Source organism: Fibrobacter sp. UWB10 (assembly GCF_900182935.1).
Classification (GTDB): Bacteria; Fibrobacterota; Fibrobacteria; order Fibrobacterales; family Fibrobacteraceae; genus Fibrobacter; species Fibrobacter succinogenes_O.
The window spans coordinates 94,715-116,846 of record NZ_FXUE01000005.1; the positions used below are offsets into that span (position 1 = coordinate 94,715).

A 22,132-nucleotide genomic window follows, 5' to 3' on the forward strand; every position below is an offset into this window, starting at 1 on the left:
TCATAAAATTACGACAATAGTTGAAAATCAAAGACAATTTTTCTATTTTTAGAGACAAAATTCATAATTGTGTGACATTTTTTGTTAAATCTGATACAGTTTGCAAATTTTTTACACTTTTGGCACGCATCTTGCTTAAAAAAATACGATATTAAGGATGTAAGGTTATAAAATGCATATTGATTCTACTGATACTACTCTAAAACGTTACCTCGAAGATATTAGACGCACAGCTCCCCTCTCTCGTGAAGAAGAGCAGATTCTGTTCCAGAAAGCTAAAGAAGGCGACAAAATCGCCCGTAAAAAGCTTATTTCTGCAAACATGCGTTTCGTTTTGAAAGTTGCAATTCAATACCGTGGTTGCCCGATTCCGCTGCCGGACTTGGTGAGCGAAGGCGCTATGGGTCTTGTACGTGCTATCGAATCCTTTGAACATACTCGTGGTCTTAAGTTCATTAGTTACGGCGTGTGGTGGATTAAGGCTTACATTACCCGTGCCATTAACGAACAAGGTAACTTGATTCGCTTGCCGGCTAACCAGCACTTGCGCGTGCGTAAGGCTTTGCACGAACAGAGCCGCGGTAAGGAAATCAACGAAGAAATCCGCGAACTTATCCAGATCGGTCAGCGCGGTGTTTCGTTCGACAGCCCGCTCAAGGCAGACTCTAAGGCAACCTATGCCGAAGTGCTCCCCGATGGCACCGCAACGAACCCGGAAAACGAATCTGAAATCCAGAGCGTCGAAGCTTTGGCTCGTGACCTCATGGAACAGCTTCCGGAACGCGAAGCTAAGGTGATTACCGGTATCTTCGGTATCAACCAAGAAGCTCCGCAGACACTTCGCGAAGTGGGCGAATCCATGAACATCTCTCACGAACGTGTCCGTCAGTTGCGCGACCAGGCTCTCCGCCGTATCCGCAAGTACAACAGCAAGGAATTCCTCCAAGATAAGAAGGACGCCTTTTTGGCAGCAATCAACAAATAGGCTTCACTTCGTTTCACCCCGCAAGCCACCCCGGTTCAACAACCGGGGCGTTTTGCTTTTTATACTTGTTCGCGCTCCGCGCTCTCACCCGCCTTTAAGCTTACATACAAAAAACATTCAGCTACCGCTGAATGTTTTTCATTTTCTACAGAGCGCAACCGCTACTTCTTATGTTTCTTGCGGCGGACGCCCCACTTGTCCTTGATTTCTTCGACAATCTTCTTGTCTTCGTAGCGGACAACCATCTTGAACTGCACGGTGTACACGCCCGTTCCAACGAAGCGTCCCTTGTGATCCTTGAAGTTCCAGTTCACAAAGACCTTCTTGTCGGTTTCAAGGCAGTTACCGCCGAACTTCGGGCTTTCGCAAGGCACCGTGATAATGGTGTCGTTCACGTACTGGCCCAAGTGATCGAAGTAGTTCACGATGAACGAGATGTACACGTCTTCAGGCTTCAAGGAATCGAGCACAGACGGATCATACGTACCGTCGGCAGACACCTGGGCACGGTCCAGAAGCTGCGGCACAAAGCGTTCGCCAAGCTGCACCAACTGTCCAAGAGCGCCTTCCTTTTCCATGTCTTCCTTGGTCGTAGAACCCGGCACATAGCGCAGGTTCACAGAGCTTACCGTCTGCAAGGTATAAGACTTGCCATCGGAATCTTCCTTCGGGGTATCGTCATTGACATCGAAGGTGCCCATCTGCGTGGCTTCAACCAAGTGGTTCAGGAGACCACCGATAATGACTGCCTGCGGATTTTCACCGGCAACATTCTTGTAGTTATCCTTGATGGCATCCTTTGCGCCCTTGCGGACAACAATGGAGTCACCCGGCATAATCGTTCCGTCGCTGCCGTTAAACACGAGCTTGGCAGAAAGACCATCCGAAGACCAATCGATTCTCGACGGATTCAGTTCGATCACTTCTTCACCATGGATGTAAGAGAAGTAATCAGATCCCTTAAGATCCTTCGTAAGAATCGGTTCCGAGAACACAACTACGAGCGTATCGGCCTTCTTGCCGTAGTCAAGAGTAGCGGTCGATACCACAGGAGCCATCTTGTCGACCAGCGGAGCAGCGCCTTCGTTCACGAAGGTTTCGCCAAAGATCTTGTAGTAGGTATACACATTTGCCTGCGGCAAGTCTTCAGAGATATTCGTTACACCGCTAGCCAAGCGAGTCGTCGATATAACATCCCAAATCACGCGAGTCGAATCCTTCGGGTCGAGCTTCAAGTTTTCAGGCTGAGCCTGCAACTGAATCATCATACCGCGATAGCTGTACCACGGGAACGACATATACAGAGAACCGTCAATGTCTTCAGCAGTCAGCTTCTTGTCGAACACCGTGACAATCTGATCCAAGACGCCGTCGCCATCGGTATCCCAGTATTCCACATTCTTTGCCTGCGGAAGCCTGTCGACCACGGTGACCGGCACTTCGCGGTCATATTCGTCAGAAGTAATGTACGGCAAGGTCGTGAAAGTTGCACCCGGATGCAGCGACACGCTGTCCTTATTATCGCCCTTCAGCTTGAAGTTCTTTCCGACCAGAATCACGATATCCTTGGCAGGCATGTAGACCTTCTTAATCTGATCCACATCGAAGCCATAACGCTTAGCATCCTGCTTGATCATCACCAACATTTCAGGCATGCTGACGTCTGTCGGGAACAGGTCGATATTGTACTGCAAGAACAGCGAATCGAGGCCATTCACGTTACGGATTGCGTAGGCATCCTTAATGACGTTGCTACCGACTTCAACAATAGCAGATTCGCGGACGTAAGTCGCACCCGAACCAAGTTCGTCACCGTAAGAAACAAGTGCCTTAGCATCCTTCGGGAATTCACCTGCAGGCGGGAGCACCAAGCTAGACACATCAACCAGAATGCGATCACGTGCAGCATTGAACTTCGGATCCACGCAATCAAGCGTATCCTTGCCAATCACCAACTTCACGCCATCCAGGTAGTAGTTGTTCGACAGAGTGTCTTCCAACAGGATTTCTACATAGTCCAGAGCCTTGTCGCCATCGGTATCCTTGATGTAACCCATGCGAGTATCCGGAATCGGATCGTAGAAGTTGATGTTGTCGATAATCACCATCTGGCTGCCACCATACACCTTGATCGAACCGCCCTGAACCACCTTGTCGGCGGTTACGAAGATCGTGACAGAACCATCAGGATGAACCACCAAGGCTTCATTCTTGGAGCCATCCGTCGGGTCAACCAGGCGGACATCCGTCTTCGAGACGAAGCGGAGCGAATCCGGAGAATCAAAGTATTTCTTGACCTTGTCTGCATCAAGCGTAATGGCAACAATTTCGCCCACCTTGGCAGAATCCTTGCCAGAATTATAATGCAGATCCATTTCAGTGCCTTCAGGATCATTCGTCAACTTATAGTAGTTTCCGTTGACAAAGACCACGCTCGGATCATTCGGATCCGGATCGGTCGGGCTGAGCACAACCGTCTTCGAAACGAGCGAGTCACCCTTTTCAAAGTCATCAGCAGACGGGTATTCGTCGAAGCCGGAACCCGGATCTTCTTCGTAATCTTCAGCACCGAAATACTGTCCTCTCGAAGAACTGGATTCACCTTCATCTTCGCCAGTTCCAATAGATCTGCTCGAAGAAGACTTGTCACCCTGATCTTCACCATTACCGTTTCCGCTGCTCGAAGAGCCATTGCTGTTGCTGGAACCGTCGTTACCAGAGCTGTTGCCGTTTCCGCCACTGCTGCTGGAGCCATCGTTACCAGAGCTATTGCCATTTCCGCCGCTAGAGCTGGAGCCGTCATTGCCACTGCTGTTGCCGTTTCCGCCGCTAGAGCTGGAGCCGTCATTACCAGAGCTATTGCCGTTACCACCGCTAGAGCTAGAGCCATCGTTACCACTGCTGTTACCGTTTCCGCCACTAGAGCTAGAACCGTTACCACCAGAGCTCAAGTTAGTACCGCTGCTAGAGCTACCGTTGTTGCCGGAGCTATTACCCGTGCCCGAGCTGCTAGACTTTGCGCTGCTAGAAGATTCGTGGTATTCGATCAGCGAAGAGCTGCTCTGCGAGTCGCTAGACAAAAGATCTTCGTCATCACCCGAATGACCGCCTTCACGAATCACACCCACGCCAGAAAGCGGAGCCAAGTCATCGAGGTAGTTGTCAATCCACTGCACGTGAATCAAAACGTTGTCGTTAATCAACTTCTTGGGGTTTGCGGCATAGTCCACAAAAATCATGTGACCCGTATTAGATGCCACAAAAAGATGGCCGTAACCATCCGTGGTACCCTGGTCCAAACGCCAACCCACGCCACCTGTTCTCGGGCCACTCAAATTCGCCTTTGATTCTTCAAAGAAATATTCACGGAGGTCAATCGTTGCAACGACTTTTGCCTTGACTTCGCCACCTTCGCGATAGGGCTGGATCTGCACAATGCGAGAACCACCGAACACGAAGATTGTCTTAGAATAAGTATCGTAGGCGCCACCATGAGCACCTTCCAACGAGTCAATCAAAACCTTAGTACCGACAGAAGCGATGACCTTGTCACCCACATTTCCGCCATAAGTACCACGGTTCGCATTCGTCACAGTCACCCAGGTCGTATCGGTAAACACGCCGAAATAAGAATCCTTCAGGTTGTTCTTGTTTTTACGTTCCTGTTCCGTACAGGCCCTATATCCGCCGCCAGCTTCGCAGCCACCGCCGAAATAGTCAGAACGCGTAAAGAAGGCAGTACCTTCGCCGTCCCAAATCACGGTTGCCAGTTTCTTGTCTTCTTCAGAGGTGTGCTTCGGGCCCTTGGGTCTCAATTCAACCTGATAACCGGTCGTTGCAAAGTTATTGTTTTGCGGATCGGTTTTCGTCGAGAATCGATACAGATAGCCAGGAATACCGGCAGCCCAAAGGTTATCACCCTTCGGGTCCATCATCAAATGCCAGAAACCGCCCTTACGCGTTGCAGGGGTTGCCTTTGCGACACGGCATGCACCACCATTTTCCTTAGCGGTCTTGCTCACCTTGAAAATGCGTTCGCCCTGACCGGCCACCAACAGGTCGCCATCCGGATGGTGAACAATACCATCGGCGCCTTCCATGCCGTCACCTTCTGTACAAAGAGTCTTCTTGTCAGAAGGCTTCATCAAGAGGTAGCCAGCACCATTATACTGGTAGCTGATACTCTTGACGCGGTCGCTCTGCTCGTACTTGGTATAGTACAGCGTAGCCTTGGTCGCGGCGTGCGGCACAATGTCGCCGATCTGTTGAATCCAAATACCTGTCGCCGGATTTTCCGGAGTAGGGTATTCGCCGTTTGCAGCGAAACTTGCCGCTGCAGACAATAAAACCATCGAAAAGTTTTTAATTGTTTTTCTCATGTTCGTACCCTCGGAAAAAATCCTTACTTAGACCTCTTTGCAGAAATGCCCCATCTAAAGATCCTTTCAACCTTAAAGTCATCCTTTGCTCCGTAAACCTTGATTCTGAATTTAGCAAGATAAACACCAGCGCCCACCCTGCGGCCATCTTTAGAGCGCATATTCCAACGGACATAGAGTTTGTCCGGATTTTCAAGACAGTTGCCGTCAAAGAACGGGTCATCGCAAGCAATGCTACCCGAAGCACCGCCAACGTAGTTGCCAATATTGGTGTACACATACAATTCCCAATGGAGTCCGATATCTTCCATATTCGGCACAGCCTGGCCCTTTTCGTCTTTTCCCATAATGGTGGCATAGCCGATATCCATAAGCACGCCGAGCGAAGACTGGTCAGAAGCTTCCTTAGCTTCTTTCACGTGTTCAATCGTAAACGGCTTTACGCGGTCGCTGAGTTCGGCAGCCTTGTTCAAGTCTGCAAAGGAATTGGTTTTCATGATTACGCGCGGGTCACCTTCCACCATGACAGCCGGAGAAAGTTCAGAAACCTTGTTGCCCTTCTTGTCGGCAAGGCCGCTCGTGAAGTTGTCGAAGCGGACAGAGTCAGCCGGGTTCATACGGGTCACAAGATCTTCGCCGGCTTCCATGTACAGAACCAGTTCGCGGCCGTCATCGCTCCATTCAGCAGAGCTCAAGCTATAATGAACCCAGGCGCCATCGACATAAAAAGCAAGGCAGTCATCCGAAAGCATCACGTTTTTCTGGTCCATTGCTTCGGAGAAGGTAATCTTGAACTTGTCCGGTTCCATCATCTGGAACGACTCCGGAGTCAGGAATGTAGACGAAATGACCGGAGCCATGTAGTCGTTCATGCCGTACAACATTTCTTCCTTAGATTCCTTGCCATCAACAGAAATCTTATTGGCAATCGAGGCATAGCCGTATTCGATATCGCCACCCTTCGAATAAGACTTGTCAATTCCTGTCAGCATGTTCTTGACGTCGTACTTTTCAGGATCAAGCGCGAAGCCAAGCAGGGTGCCGTCTTCCGAAATGGTGAGGTCTGCAAGATTCGGATGAATGGCAACCAATTCTCCGTCGTTGTCGAGCCAGTAGAAGGTGATGTCCATCTTCTTGAGATCTTCTTCGGTAATCGGAGTTTCAAAGCCAAGCGAGGTAGAGTCCATGCGGCCATCGCCATCGCTGTCATAGAAGCCGTTCTTGTCGTTGTCCACATAAATGCGGCCAGCGTTCTTCACCGGGACTTCCTGGTTGTTCTTGTTGGTCGGCACGCCGTCGGCAGCGGTGAGAATTCCATCGGGGCAACGAGACTCGTCGCAAATGGTTTCAATCTTGAGCATATCGCCCACAGCAACCTTGCCGGACTTAACGGTAAATGCCCACTGGTCACCCTTCTTGGAGAAAGCCGTCACATCGAGCGGATCGCCATTGAGCTTCAAGCCCTGACCGCTTGTCCAAGACGGGTCCATGTCCTTGTTGAATCGAATGATCAAGGTATCGGTATCGCCGTCGCCCTTCACAAGCGTTGCCGACTGAATGACAGCGCCAATGCTATCGACCAGAGAGGTCTGCATATATTCGCATCGACCGCTAATCGACGAGCAAACATAAGCCTTCACGGCACCCGTTGCAGAATCAGTCTGCAATTCCACATTCACTTTAGAAAGTCCAAAGACGTTTTCATCCCGCCTGACATCACCGCCGTACTTTTTGAAGTCATCGTCACTCGGCCAGCTGTAGTAGAACGTATCCACATCAGCAGATTCAATCTGACCACCAAACCAGGTTACAATACGGTCGCCAATGCCATCGCCGTCGGTATCGTAAATGGCGGCATTATCAAGAGTCGGCATATCGGGGTTCGTGAACTGGTATTCACCCGGGAACGGATCTGTCAGAATGAACTTGGTGCCACCCACAGAATCCTTACCGTCATCAAAGGCGTTCATGCTGAAGTTCGAACCATCAGTCACGGCCTTGGTTGCCACCACCTTGAACTTGCCCTTGCCGTTGTCAATATTTAAGCGAATGGTGTTGTCACTTTGCTTCAGGTTTACGCCACCATCGCTCAAAAACTGGAGGTTTTCGCTTTGACCAAAAGCCTTGAAATAGAAAGTTCTCTTCAGAGTCGAATCGACACGGCCCTTTGCCGGTCCAAACGGAATAATCGCTTCGACATCGACCAGCATGGTATCGCCCACTTCATACTGAAGTTTGGAAGCATCCGTTACTTCTTTGCCTTCCACAATGTACTTGAGGTACGGCACGTAGAAGTTGTAGACCAGGCTTATAAGCGGGTCAGTGGCATCGGCATTATCAGATGTACCGAGCCTAAAGTTCTTGAGTTCATAGCGGCTCCCCACGCGAAGCTTCACGAGGCCAGAATCTGCATCGCCCTTGACAGCCTTGTGATTCTTGACGATAGTGGAATCTTCCGAAAGTTCCAGCGTCAGCATGTCGCGGCTGTACTTTTCTTCATCCGGAGCAAACACATAGAACGATGCACCCGGAATCGCATTCCTCTTGACAAGGGCAGATTCAGGGGGCACGACATAAAGAACCGCCGTACGGGTATCCCAAATTCGGAAATACTTGCAACGCACGTCGGGATTGCCATTGTAATCAATGCAATCAACATTTTCGACCGCTGCAAAAACACCCGTTGCTAGACTCAGCAACGCCAAAACGAAGAGCGAAAGAATATGCTTTTTTACAGACTGCATTATCACCTCAATACAAAACTCTGACAACGCAAAAAAAACTTTGCATTCGTCATATTCCAAAGATATGATTTTTTTTTATAAAACGGACAATAAAAATTTACGTTGTGACCCGAATCGCAGAGATTTATCAAAACAAACTAGTCCAAGTTGGAATAAGTGTTTGCTAAATCAGTGACAATATCGTCCATAAAGACCCAACCTCGGCCACTAAGCCTTAAACCAGGCTGGATTTGTAACAAATTCGAAAGCAATTCGGTTGTTAGGAAGCCTTTCTGAATCCAGCGTTCACAAACCGATTTGTCGAGTGAAATTCCGAGCTTGCGGAGCCCTTCTGGCGAGATACCCTTGGTTTGCCGGAGCGAAAGCCATAAAAACTCCATAATTTCGTCTTCACGCCTCAGCCGGTCAACCGAAAGAGCCGATTCTGGGCAGCCAGAATTAACGTATTCGCGCCACCGCGGATAAATTTCGGGGGCATAATAGCGAATTCCATGCAAATAACTGTGCGCCCCAGGCCCAAAACCGATATATTCACCCCGATTCCAGTAATTCTGGTTGTGCGCGCTTTCAAAACCTGGACGAGCAAAGTTGGAAACCTCGTAACGGTTCAGCCCCTTGCGCTCCAAAATATCGACCCCGCCCATGTACATGGGCTCGTAAAGGTCTTCGTTTACGGCAAGTTCCCCGCGATCCACGCGATGTCCAAGCCGAGAACGCGGAGAAACGTTCAATCCGTAAAAACTCACGTGATTCAGCGGAAAATCCGAAAGGCGGTCGACATCGGCCAAGAAGCCCTCAACCGTTTGGCCGGGCAAATCGAACATCAAGTCCGCATTCACCTGCAAATTCGGCGTCGAAGTCAGCAAATTCAAGGCTTCGAGCCCCTTTTCGACAGAATGCACTCGGCCAACCGTTTTTAACAAATTAGCATCAAACGTCTGGATTCCAAGGCTGACGCGGTTCACGCCAAGATCCATCGCATTTCGCACAGACTCGCAGTTCGTCGATTCCGGATTGAATTCCATGGAAATTTCGCTTAATTTCGACACATCGAGCCCCGCCGAGGCCAGACAATCGAAAATCTGGCGCAAAAATTCCGCCGGCAATTCCGAGGGGGTTCCCCCACCCAAATAGAGCGTTTTTGCCGAAGCAAGCACCCCGGGATTGCCCTTCTCGAAAGTTACAATTTGCTTACACAATAAGTCCGTATATTCCGCAAAAAGTTTCGATTGCGACGGCATGACGCGAAAATCGCAATAATCGCAAACATGGCGGCAAAACGGAATGTGAATGTAGACACAAAACATAATTTTTAAACGGATAATATAACCCAAGGGGGTTCTTTTTTATAAAATTTAGATTATATACATGTATATGGACAAGAAGACAGTAAACAAATTCAAGAAAAAATTGAAGAAGCGGCTTCCGCTCCTGATTTTCTTGACGTTGTCCACCACCATCTTCTTTTTGGCATCGACCCTGCTACTCGACGAGTCCTATAAAGACATCATCATCATCGCCATGATTTGGGCGCTGCCACTATTTATCCACTGAAGGTGCTATGGCTATTACCCGATTAACGCAGCGTAAATGTAAAGCGATTGCATTCTATATCTTGACTTGGGTGACCTTTACCCTGAGCGCCTCGGCCCTTTTGACTTACGGCGCTGGCAACGGATTCGATTCAACCCGCATGCTGTATATGCTGCAGATGTCGCTATTGACAGGCCTATCACACGCCATTTACGACGTGATTATCTTGCAAGACGAAATGGACAAGAGGCCTGTAGCGGCGGCCCTTTTGATCCGTTCCTGTTTTTTCTTGGCGAGCATTTGCGCGAACCTGACGCTTTGCATTCTCATTTGGGACATCGACCGAAGCGAAGGGCTCATCAACGAAGCCGCCCTGCAACACGTACTGGACGTATTCAAGCAATCCAAAACGCACATCCTGATTTTCGAACTGTTCATGCTCGGGCACCTGATTACCTTTATCCGTTCCGTACACAAGAAATTCGGAACACGCGTATTCATCAACACCCTGCTCGGCAAGAACCAGGACCCCAAGGAAGAAGACCTGATATTCATGTTCATCGACATGAAGCATTCCACCGAAATCGCTGAAGAACTGGGACATGTGAAGTATAGCAACTTTATCCGCGACTACTACAGGCTGCTTTCGAACTGCTGCGAAGAAAACCACGGTGAAATTTACCAGATTGCAGGCGACGGCGTGTTCTTGACCTGGAAAACTAGCGACTGCAAAAAAAAGGCTCGCCCCATAGACTGCTTTTACGACTTTGCCGAATGCCTAGACCGCACCGCCGCCAAGTTCAAGAAGCGCTACGGTGTAGTGCCCGCATTCAAGGCGGCCGCCCACTGCGGTAAGGTGATTTCGACCGAAGTCGGAAACTTCGGAAGTGAAATGGCATACCACGGCGACGTGCTAAATACAACATCTAGAATCCAGACGCTTTGCTCCAAACTCGGCCAGGACTTTTTGATTTCGGAAGACCTGTACATGCGCCTGCCACTACCGCTCCCCCACGGATTTTTGGGAGTAAAAGCCGGATTTTTCGAATTGAGGGGCAAAAAGAACGGAATTTTGATTTTTTCTCTGCATTTGCCCTTGACATAGCGAATTTATTATTCTATAATTGGGTCACCCCGCGGGAATAGCTCAGTTGGTAGAGCACGACCTTGCCAAGGTCGGGGTCGAGGGTCCGAGTCCCTTTTCCCGCTCTAAAAAAGAAAAGCCACCTATTAGGTGGCTTTTCTTTTTTATAGACCGGGAGGGACCGGCCCCGAGACCCCTTGGGGGAGAGGGTGCGACCAAATTCTTTTGTGGGCGCAAGCCCGTGAAAAGAATTTGGAGCTTAACGCGAACGAAGTGAGTGTTGAGCCCGTAGGGTTAGACCGCAACCTTGCGCAAGCAAGGAATATTGCGGGCTAACAGTCCCTTTTCCTAAGGCGCAGCCGCAGTCCCTTTTCCCTATACGCCAAATCACATAATTTGCCTCATGCACAAAGTGCGAAGCCCCTTCCACCCGTATAATAAAATTCCAATTTCTTAACATTATACACAAAATTATACATTTCAGCAAAAATTCGCAGATTTTGTATAGAAATACTATTCTCCACCGCCCTGTAGTAGAATATATTTAGAGTACTATGAAATCTGTAATTGAATACGAAGACTATCGTTTATTCATGAACGATTACTACGAATGGAAAAAGCGGACCTCCGCTTTTTCGTGGAGAGAATTTACCAAGAAAGGTGGGTTCACCTCCCCCAATTACATGAAGCTCGTTTGCGAAGGCAAGAGCGGATTGTCTAAAACGGGAATCGAACGCGCCGCCGACGCCATGGACCTCATTGGCGCCGAACGCGAGTACTTTAGGCAACTCGTCAAATTCGGACAATCCAAGAGAGACGCCGACAAAAAGGCAGCTTACTCCGAAATGAAAGAAATCGCCAGCGCCCACAAAGTCCGCGTTCTTGAAGGCGAATCAGTTTCCTTTTATGAATCGTGGAAGTACCCCGTGCTGCGTGAGCTAGCACCCATGATGCCGGGTGCCAAGCCGTTCGATATCGCCAAAGCGTGCGGCAACGCATTTTCTGCCGAAGAAATCCGCAACGCACTTGCATTTTTAACTCGCGCAAAATTTCTGAAAAAGACGGCTAATGACACCTACGAACAAGTAGAGCGATCGCTCCAGATGTCAGTTGCCGCCATGCCAACACTCGTTCGTGAAATGCACAAGGAAATGGCGGACTTCGCCAAAGACGCCATTGAGAAATACCCTGTAGAAGAACGAAACTTCACCGGCATTACCATGGGCATCGATGATGAAGACTATGCCGAAATTTTAAAAGAACTCGAAGCGTGTCGCAAGAGAATCATCTCTATCGCAACCGCCAAGAAAGGCGGCAACCGCGTGTATCGATTGAACATGCAGCTATTTCCGCTTACAGACAAAGTTCAAAACATTAAAACATCTCAAAAAAAATAGGGGGCACAACTATGAAGAACAAACTATTTATTTCTGCAGCGACCATAATCGCACTGACAGCCTGTTCCGATTCGGACAAAGCCGCAGGCGGCTCCATCGAAGACAACAACGCCTCTTTAGATGAATGGTTCAACTACGGTTCGGATTGGAAAGAATCCGCATACACAAAAATCGATGGCGGTAAAATCGCCATGGCAGAAGGCAACAAAACCGGCTCCCGCGTAGAATGCACCGCCGACAGCGCCACGTTTGCAATGACAATCCAAATCGAAGACGGCGTATCCATTAGCACTCAGCAGGCTACAAATCTTGGAAATTCGTGCGATTCCATTTACACCGCATTCAAGACAAGTTGCACGAACTTTTCAAACAGCGAATTTTTTGTACACAACGCTCGTACAAGCAACGGCTGTAAAGACGGAGCTTTCAAAGCCGCATGCGTCATAAACGGAATAGAAGACAGTTCGGCAAAGGCCTTGATTTCTGAATTCAGCGCCGCCGCAGCAACACGCTGTTCCGACATGTCCAAGGGCGCGAAAACATCAACAGGCAGATACGAAACAGCTTTATCATCAGCCAGGGAAGACGATGGTTTCAGTTCGTCATCAAGCTTTATCGAAGAAGAAATCATAATACCACAGCAGCCAATCGATACGATTGTAACTATTGACAGCAGCAAGACCCTTGAAAACTATACTTTGCAGTATGCATCCAGCGCCGAACAGCTCTCTTTTGACAAACATGTGATAGCCTACAACGGTACACCCAGAAGGGCCTGCGTCGAATTCGCGGAACAAAGTTCAGGTGTCAACACAAACGACTTAATCACAAACTACCCCATATTCCAAATCGACACAAACGACATTCCGACTTGTTTCCCGATGACGGCAAAACTAATGAGCGAACAACCGACAGAAAAAGAGTGCCGTTACTTCATGACGCTTTCTATTGACGGGACCCAGCCCACAGGACATGTTCTAAGCAACATTACCAACGACGAACTTGAATTTACAAGTACCTACCCAAGTGGAATGTGCGTCAGGACAAACATGTTCCAATCCGTATACTTCTTAATCGAAGATTGCGACAACGAAATCAACCCAGCAGATCCGCAAACCACCCATAAAACCCTTGAAAGCGAAATCTGGAAATGCGAAGACGGAGAGTCCAGTCCAAGCCCCATCGTGAATTCATACGGGGAATGGTTTAGCGAAAGACTCATCAACGAATAATATTTTCATTTCCCTAAAAAGAAAACGCCCCACTCGGTTAGGAGTGCCGTGAGCAACAAACGTCTGGTATAAACCAGACGTGGTTGCGAGAGCGAGCGCATATCAACTTTTTCCAGCTTTAGCGCGAGCGGTATATAAAAAGCACCCTGCAGAGCAGGGTGCAATTTCTCGCGTGAAGATGAAGCTAAGCTTCAGCTCAATTAAGCAGCCTTCACAGTTTCAACGACCTTAGCAAAAGCTGCCGGATCGGCGACGGCCATATCGGCGAGAACCTTGCGGTTCATCTGGATGTTGGCCTTGGAAAGCTTGTAAATGAACTGGCTGTAGCTGATGCCATATTCGCGGACAGCTGCGTTCAAGCGAGTGATCCACAGAGAGCGGAAGTCACCCTTCTTGTCACGGCGGTGAGCGTAGGCATACTGACCGGCGTGGGCAACGGCGTCAATAGCAAGGCGAAGGTTCGACTTGCGACGGCCATAGAAACCCTTAGCGGCCTTGAGGATGTTTTTGCGGCGTTCGCGGGAAGGAACTCTGGTTTTAGCGCGTGGCATTCTTACACTCCTTATGCAACGACAAGCAGACGCTTGACATGGTAAACATCGACTTTCTTAACGAGAGCGCCCTTACGCAGGTTACGCTTACGCTTCGTGGACATCTTGGCAAGAATGTGGCGCATGCCAGCACGCTTGAACTTGACGTGGCCGGAGCCAGTCAGGCGGAAGCGCTTCTTAGCACCGCTGTGTGTTTTCATCTTAGGCATTTTTACCTCTTTAGGTTATTAAGTTGAAGCCTCACCTGCTGCCATGGGCTCGGTTACGGGCTTTGGTGCCGGGGCCTGCTTCTTGGCAGTGCCTGCACCGCGTTTCGGACCGTAAATCGAGAGCATTGTGTTGCCTTCGACTCGCGAATCCATTTCCAAGTCGCCGTACTGGAGCAAGTCTTCTTTAGCGCGCTCCATCAGGCGTTTGCCGTAGTCCATGTGCGCCATTTCGCGCCCACGGAACTGCATAATAAGCTTGACCTTCATGCCATCCTGCAAGAACTCGGCGGCCTGCTTGATCCTGTACAGGTAGTCGTTCTCGGCAGTCTTCGGGTGCATCTTGATTTCTTTAAGCTTCACCACGTGCTGCTTGGCCTTTGCGGCCTTGGCCTTCTTGATCTGTTCAAACTTGTACTTGCCGTAGTTGATGATACGGCATACAGGCGGCTTAGCATTGGGAGACACTTCCACCAGGTCCAGTCCGGCGTCCTTGGCCATCTGGAGAGCCTGTTTGGTATCCATGATGACGGCCTCGCCATCGTCCTTGACAAGACGGATCGGGGAAATGCGAATGTCTTCGTTAATGCGGGTTCCATCACTCTGTCTGTTCGGCATGCGACGGTCGCGGGGGTTTTGTAACGCCAAGTTAAGCTACCTCTAGGTAAAATTGTTATTGTGGCGCTAAATATAGTTTTTTTAATAAAAAATGCAAGAACTTTTTAATGAACCCCTTTGAAAATAGGCGGATTTTTGTATAATTGGTCTTGCTCGCGGCGGTAGCTCAATGGTAGAGCCTTAGCCTTCCAAGCTAATGGTTGCCGGTTCGATCCCGGTCCGCCGCTCTTAGACCCTTCTTCGGAAGGGTCTTTTTTTTTGTATTAGCCCCACACTGAGGGGCTTTTTGAAGTTACTCAACGAATGTCAGAGGAATGGTAACCTTGCTCTTGTCGTAGTTGCCGCTCGTGAATTTCCATTGCAGAATATCTTCCAGGACAGCCTGTTCAAACTCAGGATTGCCAAGGGTCGACTCCAGAATTTCAACATTTTCGACCGTTCCATTCTCTACGATGACGATTTTCACGCGCATTTTGCCGCCAAGGCCCGATTGTTCCTGCAAATGCTTGTTAAAGATGGGGCGCAGGCGTTCGCGCTTGTTCGTTTCCACCACAAGCAGGATATCCTTGCCAGAGCGTTCATTCTTGGCGCAGGCGACGCCTTCGGCAGAAAAGGAAACCGTCGTTTCGACGACGAAAGACTTTATACCGCTGACATCGTACTTCCACAGCGTCAAATCTTCTTTAATTGCATTTTCCAGTTCCGGGTCATCCAAGTTCGATTTGACAATTCTTACGCTATCTACATCACCACTAGAGCCAAGCGCCAATCTCACAGTCATTTCGCCGGCGGCATCGGGGTGATCTTTGCGATACTGGTCATAAACAGGGCGAATACGGTCCAAGACGCTTGTAACGACATCGGATTCGGCATTGCCTTCAAGCGATTTGTTCGCATCTTGCGACACCGTGGATTTAGAAGATGCGCAAGCAACAAGGCTTGCCAAAACGGCAAACAGAGCCAAAAACTTAGTGAAAGTGCGTAATTTCATAAGATATTCAAAATCCCTTTAAGCAAATAATACAAAAAAAGCAGTTTAAAGTTTTCATGAACTTTCTAAATTTTACACATGCTCTTTGAACAAGCCATTGCACATCAGGTTCCGGGCTATACCCGTGAAGCCGACTCCGCCCACGGCGAATCGCTCGCCATGCTCGACTATAAAGACGAACTCCGAATCAAGGACCTCGCCATTCAAGAATTTTGGGATGTAAATCGCCTCGCGGGCACTCCGCAGAAGGTGATCGCAAGCCCCATGCCGCGCGCTTATCGCACCACAAGTAAGCGCCGTGTGTTCATGCAGCCGGGCAACCTGCAGTTCGACCGTCAGGAATCGATGCTCGAACCCGAAGAGCACAACAAGATTTACGATTTTCTTTTCGAAAAGCTGATTACGCCGGCATACAAGCCGCTCGCCTATGCGCTCAACTGGATTATTATTCGCGGCACCTACCAGTACCGCGTGGTGATTTTCAACATCAAGAAGATCGATGCAAGCATCGTGCGCAAGCTCAAGCTGATTTCGGACGCCCTGAAGGAAACGCCTTTCAAGGTGACCGCGGCACACGCCTACGTAGACACGACCGAATCGGATTACTATCTGGAATCAAAGCGCCCGACCGAAGGCTTAAACTTCAAGCAGCTTTACGGTCCGCGCGAAATGAGTCTTGGACTCGGCAAGTTCAGCCTGCGCTACCCCGTCACGGGATTCAGCCAGATTAACGAGAGCCAGATTCACAACCTAATCAAGGCCGCAAGCCGCTTACTCAGCTTGGGCAAAGAAGACCATTTTCTGGATTTGTACTGCGGATACGGTCTGTTCAGTTTTGCGCTCGGCGAAGCCGCCAAATCGGTTCTCGGCGTGGAATGGGAAGGTCCGTCTATCGACTGCGCAAAGGCTTCTGCCAAGCACCTTAAAAAGTCTTACCGCTTTATCGCCGGCAAGATCGACGAAATGTTCGTGCAGACGCGACTCCCGCGGCCGATCCCTGGCGAACCCGAAAAAATCCTGCTGGACCCGCCGCGTAAGGGCTGCGAACCGGGCGTGATTCACGCGCTCGCCATGCGTAAGCCGATTCGCGTATGCCACGTGTTCTGCGGCACCGACGAAATTCCCGCCTCACTCAAGGAATGGGAACGCTACGGCTACCGCGTGCGCGAAGTGCAACCGTTGGACTTGTTTCCCGGCACCCCGCACCTCGAAACCATCGTGATGCTGGAAAGAAAGTAAGCCTTTTATTTCTTAATCGGTAACGTTCTCAACAGAGAATCCAGTCGTTCCGTATACTGGATTGCTCCAAGGTAGCTGACATGATAAGCGTTTGCTGCCATTTCTTCGGTATAGTCATGTAGGCCATCCTTGTTTTCATCGAAAATAAGGATTCCCATATCAGCAACCTCTTGAATCAATTCATGAGCAACCGTTCTTGATGGTCCAAAAATATCGAAGGCTTCCGTCTCCCTATAAGCCGGATTACGCGGCGTAATGGTGGCGATAACGGTCATACCACAAGAATCAGCCATCTGCTTTATCGACTTGATTGCATTCAAGCCCCTTTGGACAATAGGCAAGTCCGCAGTCATTTTTGAAATATCAACAGAAATTTCCGGCACAAGCCAGCCCTTGAAAGGCAAAAGGAATGTGTTTTTGAGATATTGTTGAGAGAACAAATCCCTCGGATATTCTTGATCCAGACTGAAATCGGCAATTTCATCTTTAGTTTCGGCGGTCAAGTGTTTTGCGTCATACAGCATTCCCGGAGAACGGTTTATCAACCAGCCCGCATGTTCATCATAATTTCTGTAAAGCAATCCCGGAGAAAGTTCCACGATAACAATCTTAACATTGGGAGCATACGGCAAGATGTAGTTTCGCAGCAAATACTCGCCAAGATGAACATCGCCTAACGATACGCCCATGTTTAAAGTACGGTAGGATTCCATCATGGGTTCGACAAGCGCATCCAAAATCATGGAACTTCCAAAAGCAACCGCTTCCGCTTCATCTTTGTATTTCCAGAAATCCTTCAGGTGCATCGCCAATTCAACCGACGAGAACACGAACGTATTCGATGCGTCATATTCAAAATAAACCCCAGCACTATCCTTATCGACAACAGGCTTTGGATGACTAGAATTTTCTTGACGAATCCACAAAGACGGGTGCCAAAGTTCTCCACCCTGAACAAGCTTATGAACACTACTATCTTTGAGGTCTACCAATGCAATGTATTCATGCGCATCGTTGATATTGGTAAGGGATACGACCACCAAATTGCTGGCAGAATCCTTCAATATACCACTCACCCATTCGCTATGATCAAAACGGAATCCCGTAATCGTCGGTACAGATTGAATCAAATTGCCTAAGCTATCAACAATCAGCAATTCTTCGTGAACTCGATAATTTGTTCCCGTAAAGCTATGGCCCGTTTTTCCACCAAAATCAAGGAACAAAGTCCGCTTGCTTCCATCTTTTGACAACGAAACATTACAAGCCTGTTCTTCATTATACCAGATAACATCTTGGCCTTCGCCCGATTCAGACTCCACGCGGGCGCGAAGCCTTGTCGAGCCCGAAACCGCCAAGCGTTCGTCATCAGAAATTCCACCATGATACGCCCCATTGAATAGTTTGCGAGGCGTTCCAAATTCACGATTTGCAAACGGGACTTCCCATGTACTTTCCTGTTCAAACTGGGAACCATTATTATTGTAGGCCGACGTCACGTAGACAATTACAGTATCGCCATTCGGCTTCACTTTCCATCTCGGAATAGTTGCGCTACCTTCTACTTCCAGCTTTACCAGATTGTGTCCAAGGTCATCTAAATCGCGAACATAAATAGACGAAAATTCAGCCTCGCCTTCCATCGATGTGCAGAAAGCAACTCGCTGGCCATCAGGCGAAATTTCTGGATGATAAACATCTATGGTATCTTCGATTTCAAAAACTTTCGGTTCTTTTGAAGCATAGTTCACATAGACAAGATTATGGGTTTCGTCGTTTCTGAAAACAAGCTTGACTTTGTAGGAATCCGTGAGTTTCCTAAGTTCAGCATCATTAACCAAAGGCGTTACCGGAGTCAACAGAATATTTTTATCGTCAGAAAGATATTCCGCATCTGGAATCGAGCCATACGCAAGACGAAAACCGACATAATCTGCCCTACTAGAATAAAAGACCGGATAATCATCCCCTCTTTTATACAAATACATTTCATTCGGATCCTTATGGAAGCTTCCGCCTTTGACAACACCAGCCGTAGTATTGCTATTGACCATTCCGCCCACAAAGTTTTTCATGACGCCGCCATTAAACGAGGCGCGGCCATCATTCACCCATTCCAGAAGGTTTCCGGCCATATCGCAAAGATACTGGGTATTTTCATTTGACGAACAAACCTTATGAGCTGTCAAACCTGAATTAAGAAAGTTCCAGCTTTGTTCCGGATTCCAGACTTGTTCTGCAGCAAACATCCATTCCGCTTCTGTCGGCAATCTAAAGCCATTTGCGTTGGGCATAAAGGCAAAGCCATTCATGTTCATGCAGTGCAGTTCAGCATCTAATTCCATCGACGAATAAGCATATACGGAATCAAGTCCATGTTGTTTACTTAAGGCATTCGCATAAAGAACCGCATCGTAGAATGTCACATTGGATACCGGCATAGAATCTTCAGCACATTTCAAATTCAAACCGGAAATGCGATTCATTACGCTATCAAAATCTTCGCAAAGAACTTCATGGCGAGAAATCGAATAGTCATAAGTAAAATCGACTCGCATTGGCGAACGTTCATCTAGCTTTGACGCCAGATCTTCGGTACCTAAGACAACGCTCTTTCCGCTTGCCAAGACATGAACCATACCAGGCATCGGATCGTTTTCAAACACGACATCAGAAGGGGCCGTACTACTTGAAGAACCATCGGAAGAACACGACGCCATCAATAGTGCCAACGAAAATGCACAGAAAATTTGAAGAAGATTTTTCACAAGAAATAATATAGAAATCTAAATTGCTATTTTTTTCTTATTATTCAAAGGAGCAAGATGGACTGTTCAGCAAATACAAAAAACGACCAACGTCCAAAGCTTTGGACGCGAAATTTCGTGACGGTTGCCGCCGCGAACTTTTTGCTGTTCTTTAGCTTTTACCAGTTGCTGCCTATTCTCCCGCTCTACATTATCGAGAAATTTGCGACTGACAACGCGACCGCCGGATTCATTATTTCGCTTTATACGATTGGTGCGCTTGCCTGTAGGCCCTTCGCCGGATTCTTGGTGGATACGCTGAGCCGCAAGCCATTGTACTTCTGGACTTTCTTTGCGTTTACCGCTTGCTTTTTAGGCTACAAGACTGTCGGCATTCTACCGATTCTTGCCGCCGTGCGGTTTGCACATGGTTTGTTCTTTGGAATTTCAAGCACGGCGAGCAATACGGTCGCCATCGATGCACTGCCCGCATGTCGCCGCGGTGAAGGCATTGGCTACTTTGGCATTAGCGTGAATTTGGCGTTTGCGACAGGCCCGATGACCGGCATGTTCCTGTATGAGGCCTTCGGCGATACGATTGTGTTTGCGATTTCGATTATTTTGTGTGTGATTGGCTTGATTCTTGTGCAGACTTTGAATGTGCCGCGCAAAGAAAAGAAACCGCACGCACCGCTTTCGCTTGACCGATTCTTCTTGACCCGCGCCATTCCGCAGTTCGTAAACTTCATCTTTGTGGGATTCGCCTACGGCCCGGTCACCAACTACATTGCCCTTTACGCCAAAGAACTTGGCATTGGCGGTTCCGGCTGGTTCTACGCATTGATTGCTGCGGGCCTGATTATGAACCGCATTATGACAGGGCGCTTGATTGACCGCGGCTACTTGATTCACTTAGTGGGAACCGGCATGACCTTGAACGTGGTCGCCTACTTTATTCTCGCTTTTAGCCACACGCCCATTACCTTCTTTGTCGCGGCATTCCTGATCGGCACAAGCCTCGGCCTGATTTTCCCGGGCTACCAGACCATGTGCGTAAACCTCGCCCGACACGACCAGCGTGGCACAGCCAACAGCACCTACCTGAGCGGTTGGGACATCGGTATCGGTACAGGTATTTTAGTGGGCGGTTCCATGGCAGGGCATTTCGGTATGCACCAGCCCGTATTCCTCGCCTGCGGAGTAGCACTTGTAATCGCCGACGTGCTTTACTTCACGTGGACGTCGAGACATTATCTGAAGTATAAGTTGGAAGGTTAAGCGTACTTTTAAGCAGAACGCTTGTCGTCGTACATCATCTTGTCGGCGGCTACGACGCTTTTCCGGAAATTCGCAACGTGACCATTCCAGCTAGCATAGCCAACGCTCACCTGAAGCGTATAGTACCGACGGTCTTCGCTCTTTCTCAGTTCTTCGCGCAAGCATTCCCGAATGACCTGAACCACATACGCAGGCATTTCGGTCGGCACGATTAGCAAGAAATCATCGCCGCCATAGCGGCACAAAAAGCCGGTATTTCCTAAACTGACACAAGCACTCTTAAGCGCATTAGAAACAGTTACAAGAGCCCTGTCACCCTCTAAATGTCCGTAGGTATCGTTGATCTGCTTAAAGCGGTCCACGTCTACCATAACGACATAAAGGTCTTTCGATTCCCTCTGCGACTGCAAGTAGCGTTCCAACTGGTTACGGTTGTTCAGCGATGTCAAAGTGTCTGTCGAAATCAACTGGTTTTGCAGATTCAAATAGACAAACAGAATAATCATGACGCACCAGAAACAGAAGATCGGAGTCGTCATCGACAAAAACACCTGCAAAGCCCCAGAAACAACGCAACCTGGAGTATAGCAAGCCACAATCAAGTAGGTTCTTAAATTCTTTCGATTTTGCGGTTTTAATCCACGCAAAAGGCAACGCGCCGTCACCGTCATGATATACACACACGGGATAGCCATCAAAACGACATAATAGTGAGCGCGAGGTTCCAAATCTTTCTCTAACCAAAAATCAGGAACCAATGCAAACGAAACTAGCAACACCACCGCTTCTACAATAACCGGAACTTTTAGTTTCGTTAAGAGACTCTGAATCTGCACACGAGTCATTTCTGGCCGCGTGCTAATTTCGGCATAAGCAAAGCAACTATAAAAAAGAATCGATATTATTACCGCGTTTGAATAATTCACGGCTAAAACAGAAAATGTATTCTTCGGTATTACGCCGTCATTCACCAATGCCCAAAATGCATCACTCACAAAATAGACGGCATGCCACCACACCAGCCTGGCAAACAAGTTGAACTTCTGCTGTGGAGTCGGGAGCTTTTTTATACTATACAAAAGGAGCATCAAAACGCACGCGCACCCGACACTAACTTCCGCATAAAAAATAAAGTCACTCATATTACA

16 protein-coding genes and 2 tRNA genes are annotated in these 22,132 nt (G+C 48.6%); 9 read left to right on the plus strand and 9 right to left on the minus strand.

Annotation, left to right across the window (positions count from 1 at the left end; genetic code table 11):
• Nucleotides 1–172 precede the first annotated feature (172 nt).
• Entirely contained in the window at nt 173–985 is an 813-nt protein-coding gene (locus QOL41_RS11890) for a sigma-70 family RNA polymerase sigma factor (protein ID WP_072800257.1), read from the plus strand.
• 161 nt (nt 986–1,146) lie between these two features.
• On the opposite strand, the gene QOL41_RS11895 is transcribed toward QOL41_RS11890, so the two are convergent.
• From QOL41_RS11895 to hemW, 3 genes are all read right to left on the minus strand, one after another.
• A complete protein-coding gene (locus tag QOL41_RS11895; RefSeq protein WP_283429936.1) occupies nt 1,147–5,364 on the minus strand; it encodes a hypothetical protein in 4,218 nt (1,405 codons plus the stop codon).
• 23 nt (nt 5,365–5,387) lie between these two features.
• Nucleotides 5,388–8,108 (minus strand): hypothetical protein, encoded by a 2,721-nt coding sequence (locus QOL41_RS11900; RefSeq protein ID WP_283429937.1) that lies wholly within the window; start codon nt 8,106–8,108, stop codon nt 5,388–5,390.
• 137 nt (nt 8,109–8,245) lie between these two features.
• On the minus strand, nt 8,246–9,415 hold the full coding sequence (hemW, locus tag QOL41_RS11905; RefSeq protein ID WP_283429938.1) for a radical SAM family heme chaperone HemW: 1,170 nt from the start codon (nt 9,413–9,415) through the stop codon (nt 8,246–8,248).
• 67 nt (nt 9,416–9,482) lie between these two features.
• Here hemW and QOL41_RS11910 point away from each other — a divergent pair, with 67 nt between their 5' ends.
• From QOL41_RS11910 to QOL41_RS11930, 5 genes are all read left to right on the plus strand, one after another.
• Nucleotides 9,483–9,662: a hypothetical protein gene (locus tag QOL41_RS11910; protein WP_173821909.1), complete on the plus strand. Its 180-nt coding sequence runs from the start codon at nt 9,483–9,485 to the stop codon at nt 9,660–9,662.
• Nucleotides 9,663–9,669: 7 nt separating this feature from the next.
• A complete protein-coding gene (locus tag QOL41_RS11915) occupies nt 9,670–10,746 on the plus strand; it encodes an adenylate/guanylate cyclase domain-containing protein (RefSeq protein WP_283429939.1) in 1,077 nt (358 codons plus the stop codon).
• A gap of 31 nt (nt 10,747–10,777) precedes the next feature.
• A tRNA-Gly gene (locus QOL41_RS11920) sits at nt 10,778–10,850 on the plus strand.
• Between the two features lie 429 nt (nt 10,851–11,279).
• Nucleotides 11,280–12,122, plus strand: coding sequence for a TIGR02147 family protein (locus QOL41_RS11925; RefSeq protein WP_283429940.1), 843 nt, complete (start codon nt 11,280–11,282; stop codon nt 12,120–12,122).
• An 11-nt stretch (nt 12,123–12,133) separates the two neighbouring features.
• A complete protein-coding gene (locus tag QOL41_RS11930) occupies nt 12,134–13,354 on the plus strand; it encodes a hypothetical protein (RefSeq protein WP_283429941.1) in 1,221 nt (406 codons plus the stop codon).
• Between the two features lie 200 nt (nt 13,355–13,554).
• Here QOL41_RS11930 and rplT read toward each other — a convergent pair whose 3' ends face one another.
• From rplT to infC, 3 genes are read right to left on the minus strand one after another with little or no spacing between them, the layout of a single operon-like run.
• Entirely contained in the window at nt 13,555–13,905 is a 351-nt protein-coding gene (rplT, locus tag QOL41_RS11935) for a 50S ribosomal protein L20 (protein WP_088627192.1), read from the minus strand.
• A gap of 11 nt (nt 13,906–13,916) precedes the next feature.
• Nucleotides 13,917–14,114, minus strand: coding sequence for a 50S ribosomal protein L35 (gene rpmI / locus QOL41_RS11940; RefSeq protein ID WP_072800243.1), 198 nt, complete (start codon nt 14,112–14,114; stop codon nt 13,917–13,919).
• An 18-nt stretch (nt 14,115–14,132) separates the two neighbouring features.
• Nucleotides 14,133–14,759 carry a translation initiation factor IF-3 gene (gene infC, locus QOL41_RS11945; RefSeq protein ID WP_283429942.1) on the minus strand — a complete coding sequence of 209 codons (627 nt, stop codon included), beginning with the start codon at nt 14,757–14,759 and terminating at the stop codon, nt 14,133–14,135.
• Nucleotides 14,760–14,884: 125 nt separating this feature from the next.
• Here infC and QOL41_RS11950 point away from each other — a divergent pair.
• Nucleotides 14,885–14,956, plus strand: a tRNA-Gly gene (locus tag QOL41_RS11950).
• 65 nt (nt 14,957–15,021) lie between these two features.
• Here the strand turns inward: QOL41_RS11950 and QOL41_RS11955 are convergent.
• On the minus strand, nt 15,022–15,720 hold the full coding sequence (locus QOL41_RS11955) for a TonB family protein (protein WP_283429943.1): 699 nt from the start codon (nt 15,718–15,720) through the stop codon (nt 15,022–15,024).
• 78 nt (nt 15,721–15,798) lie between these two features.
• Between QOL41_RS11955 and QOL41_RS11960 the strand changes: the two genes are divergently transcribed.
• Nucleotides 15,799–16,959: a class I SAM-dependent RNA methyltransferase gene (locus QOL41_RS11960; RefSeq protein WP_283429944.1), complete on the plus strand. Its 1,161-nt coding sequence runs from the start codon at nt 15,799–15,801 to the stop codon at nt 16,957–16,959.
• A 5-nt stretch (nt 16,960–16,964) separates the two neighbouring features.
• On the opposite strand, the gene QOL41_RS11965 is transcribed toward QOL41_RS11960, so the two are convergent.
• Nucleotides 16,965–19,727 (minus strand): TIGR02171 family lipoprotein, encoded by a 2,763-nt coding sequence (locus QOL41_RS11965; RefSeq protein WP_283429945.1) that lies wholly within the window; start codon nt 19,725–19,727, stop codon nt 16,965–16,967.
• A 57-nt stretch (nt 19,728–19,784) separates the two neighbouring features.
• Here QOL41_RS11965 and QOL41_RS11970 point away from each other — a divergent pair, with 57 nt between their 5' ends.
• Nucleotides 19,785–20,984, plus strand: coding sequence for an MFS transporter (locus tag QOL41_RS11970; protein ID WP_283429946.1), 1,200 nt, complete (start codon nt 19,785–19,787; stop codon nt 20,982–20,984).
• A gap of 8 nt (nt 20,985–20,992) precedes the next feature.
• On the opposite strand, the gene QOL41_RS11975 is transcribed toward QOL41_RS11970, so the two are convergent.
• The gene (locus tag QOL41_RS11975) at nt 20,993–22,126 is read right to left on the minus strand and encodes a GGDEF domain-containing protein (protein WP_283429947.1); all 1,134 of its coding nucleotides are present in this window, start codon (nt 22,124–22,126) and stop codon (nt 20,993–20,995) included.
• Between the last annotated feature and the right edge of the window lie 6 nt (nt 22,127–22,132).

Coding starts and splice junctions, on each gene's coding strand:
- QOL41_RS11910 (WP_173821909.1), top strand. CDS start 9,483: ATGGACAAGAAGACAGTAAACAAATTCAAGAAAAAATTGAAGAAGCGG.
- rplT (WP_088627192.1), bottom strand. CDS start 13,905: ATGCCACGCGCTAAAACCAGAGTTCCTTCCCGCGAACGCCGCAAAAAC.
- rpmI (WP_072800243.1), bottom strand. CDS start 14,114: ATGCCTAAGATGAAAACACACAGCGGTGCTAAGAAGCGCTTCCGCCTG.
- QOL41_RS11895 (WP_283429936.1), bottom strand. CDS start 5,364: ATGAGAAAAACAATTAAAAACTTTTCGATGGTTTTATTGTCTGCAGCG.
- QOL41_RS11930 (WP_283429941.1), top strand. CDS start 12,134: ATGAAGAACAAACTATTTATTTCTGCAGCGACCATAATCGCACTGACA.
- QOL41_RS11960 (WP_283429944.1), top strand. CDS start 15,799: ATGCTCTTTGAACAAGCCATTGCACATCAGGTTCCGGGCTATACCCGT.
- QOL41_RS11925 (WP_283429940.1), top strand. CDS start 11,280: ATGAAATCTGTAATTGAATACGAAGACTATCGTTTATTCATGAACGAT.
- QOL41_RS11890 (WP_072800257.1), top strand. CDS start 173: ATGCATATTGATTCTACTGATACTACTCTAAAACGTTACCTCGAAGAT.
- QOL41_RS11915 (WP_283429939.1), top strand. CDS start 9,670: ATGGCTATTACCCGATTAACGCAGCGTAAATGTAAAGCGATTGCATTC.
- QOL41_RS11955 (WP_283429943.1), bottom strand. CDS start 15,720: ATGAAATTACGCACTTTCACTAAGTTTTTGGCTCTGTTTGCCGTTTTG.
- hemW (WP_283429938.1), bottom strand. CDS start 9,415: ATGTTTTGTGTCTACATTCACATTCCGTTTTGCCGCCATGTTTGCGAT.
- QOL41_RS11900 (WP_283429937.1), bottom strand. CDS start 8,108: ATGCAGTCTGTAAAAAAGCATATTCTTTCGCTCTTCGTTTTGGCGTTG.
- QOL41_RS11970 (WP_283429946.1), top strand. CDS start 19,785: ATGGACTGTTCAGCAAATACAAAAAACGACCAACGTCCAAAGCTTTGG.
- QOL41_RS11975 (WP_283429947.1), bottom strand. CDS start 22,126: ATGAGTGACTTTATTTTTTATGCGGAAGTTAGTGTCGGGTGCGCGTGC.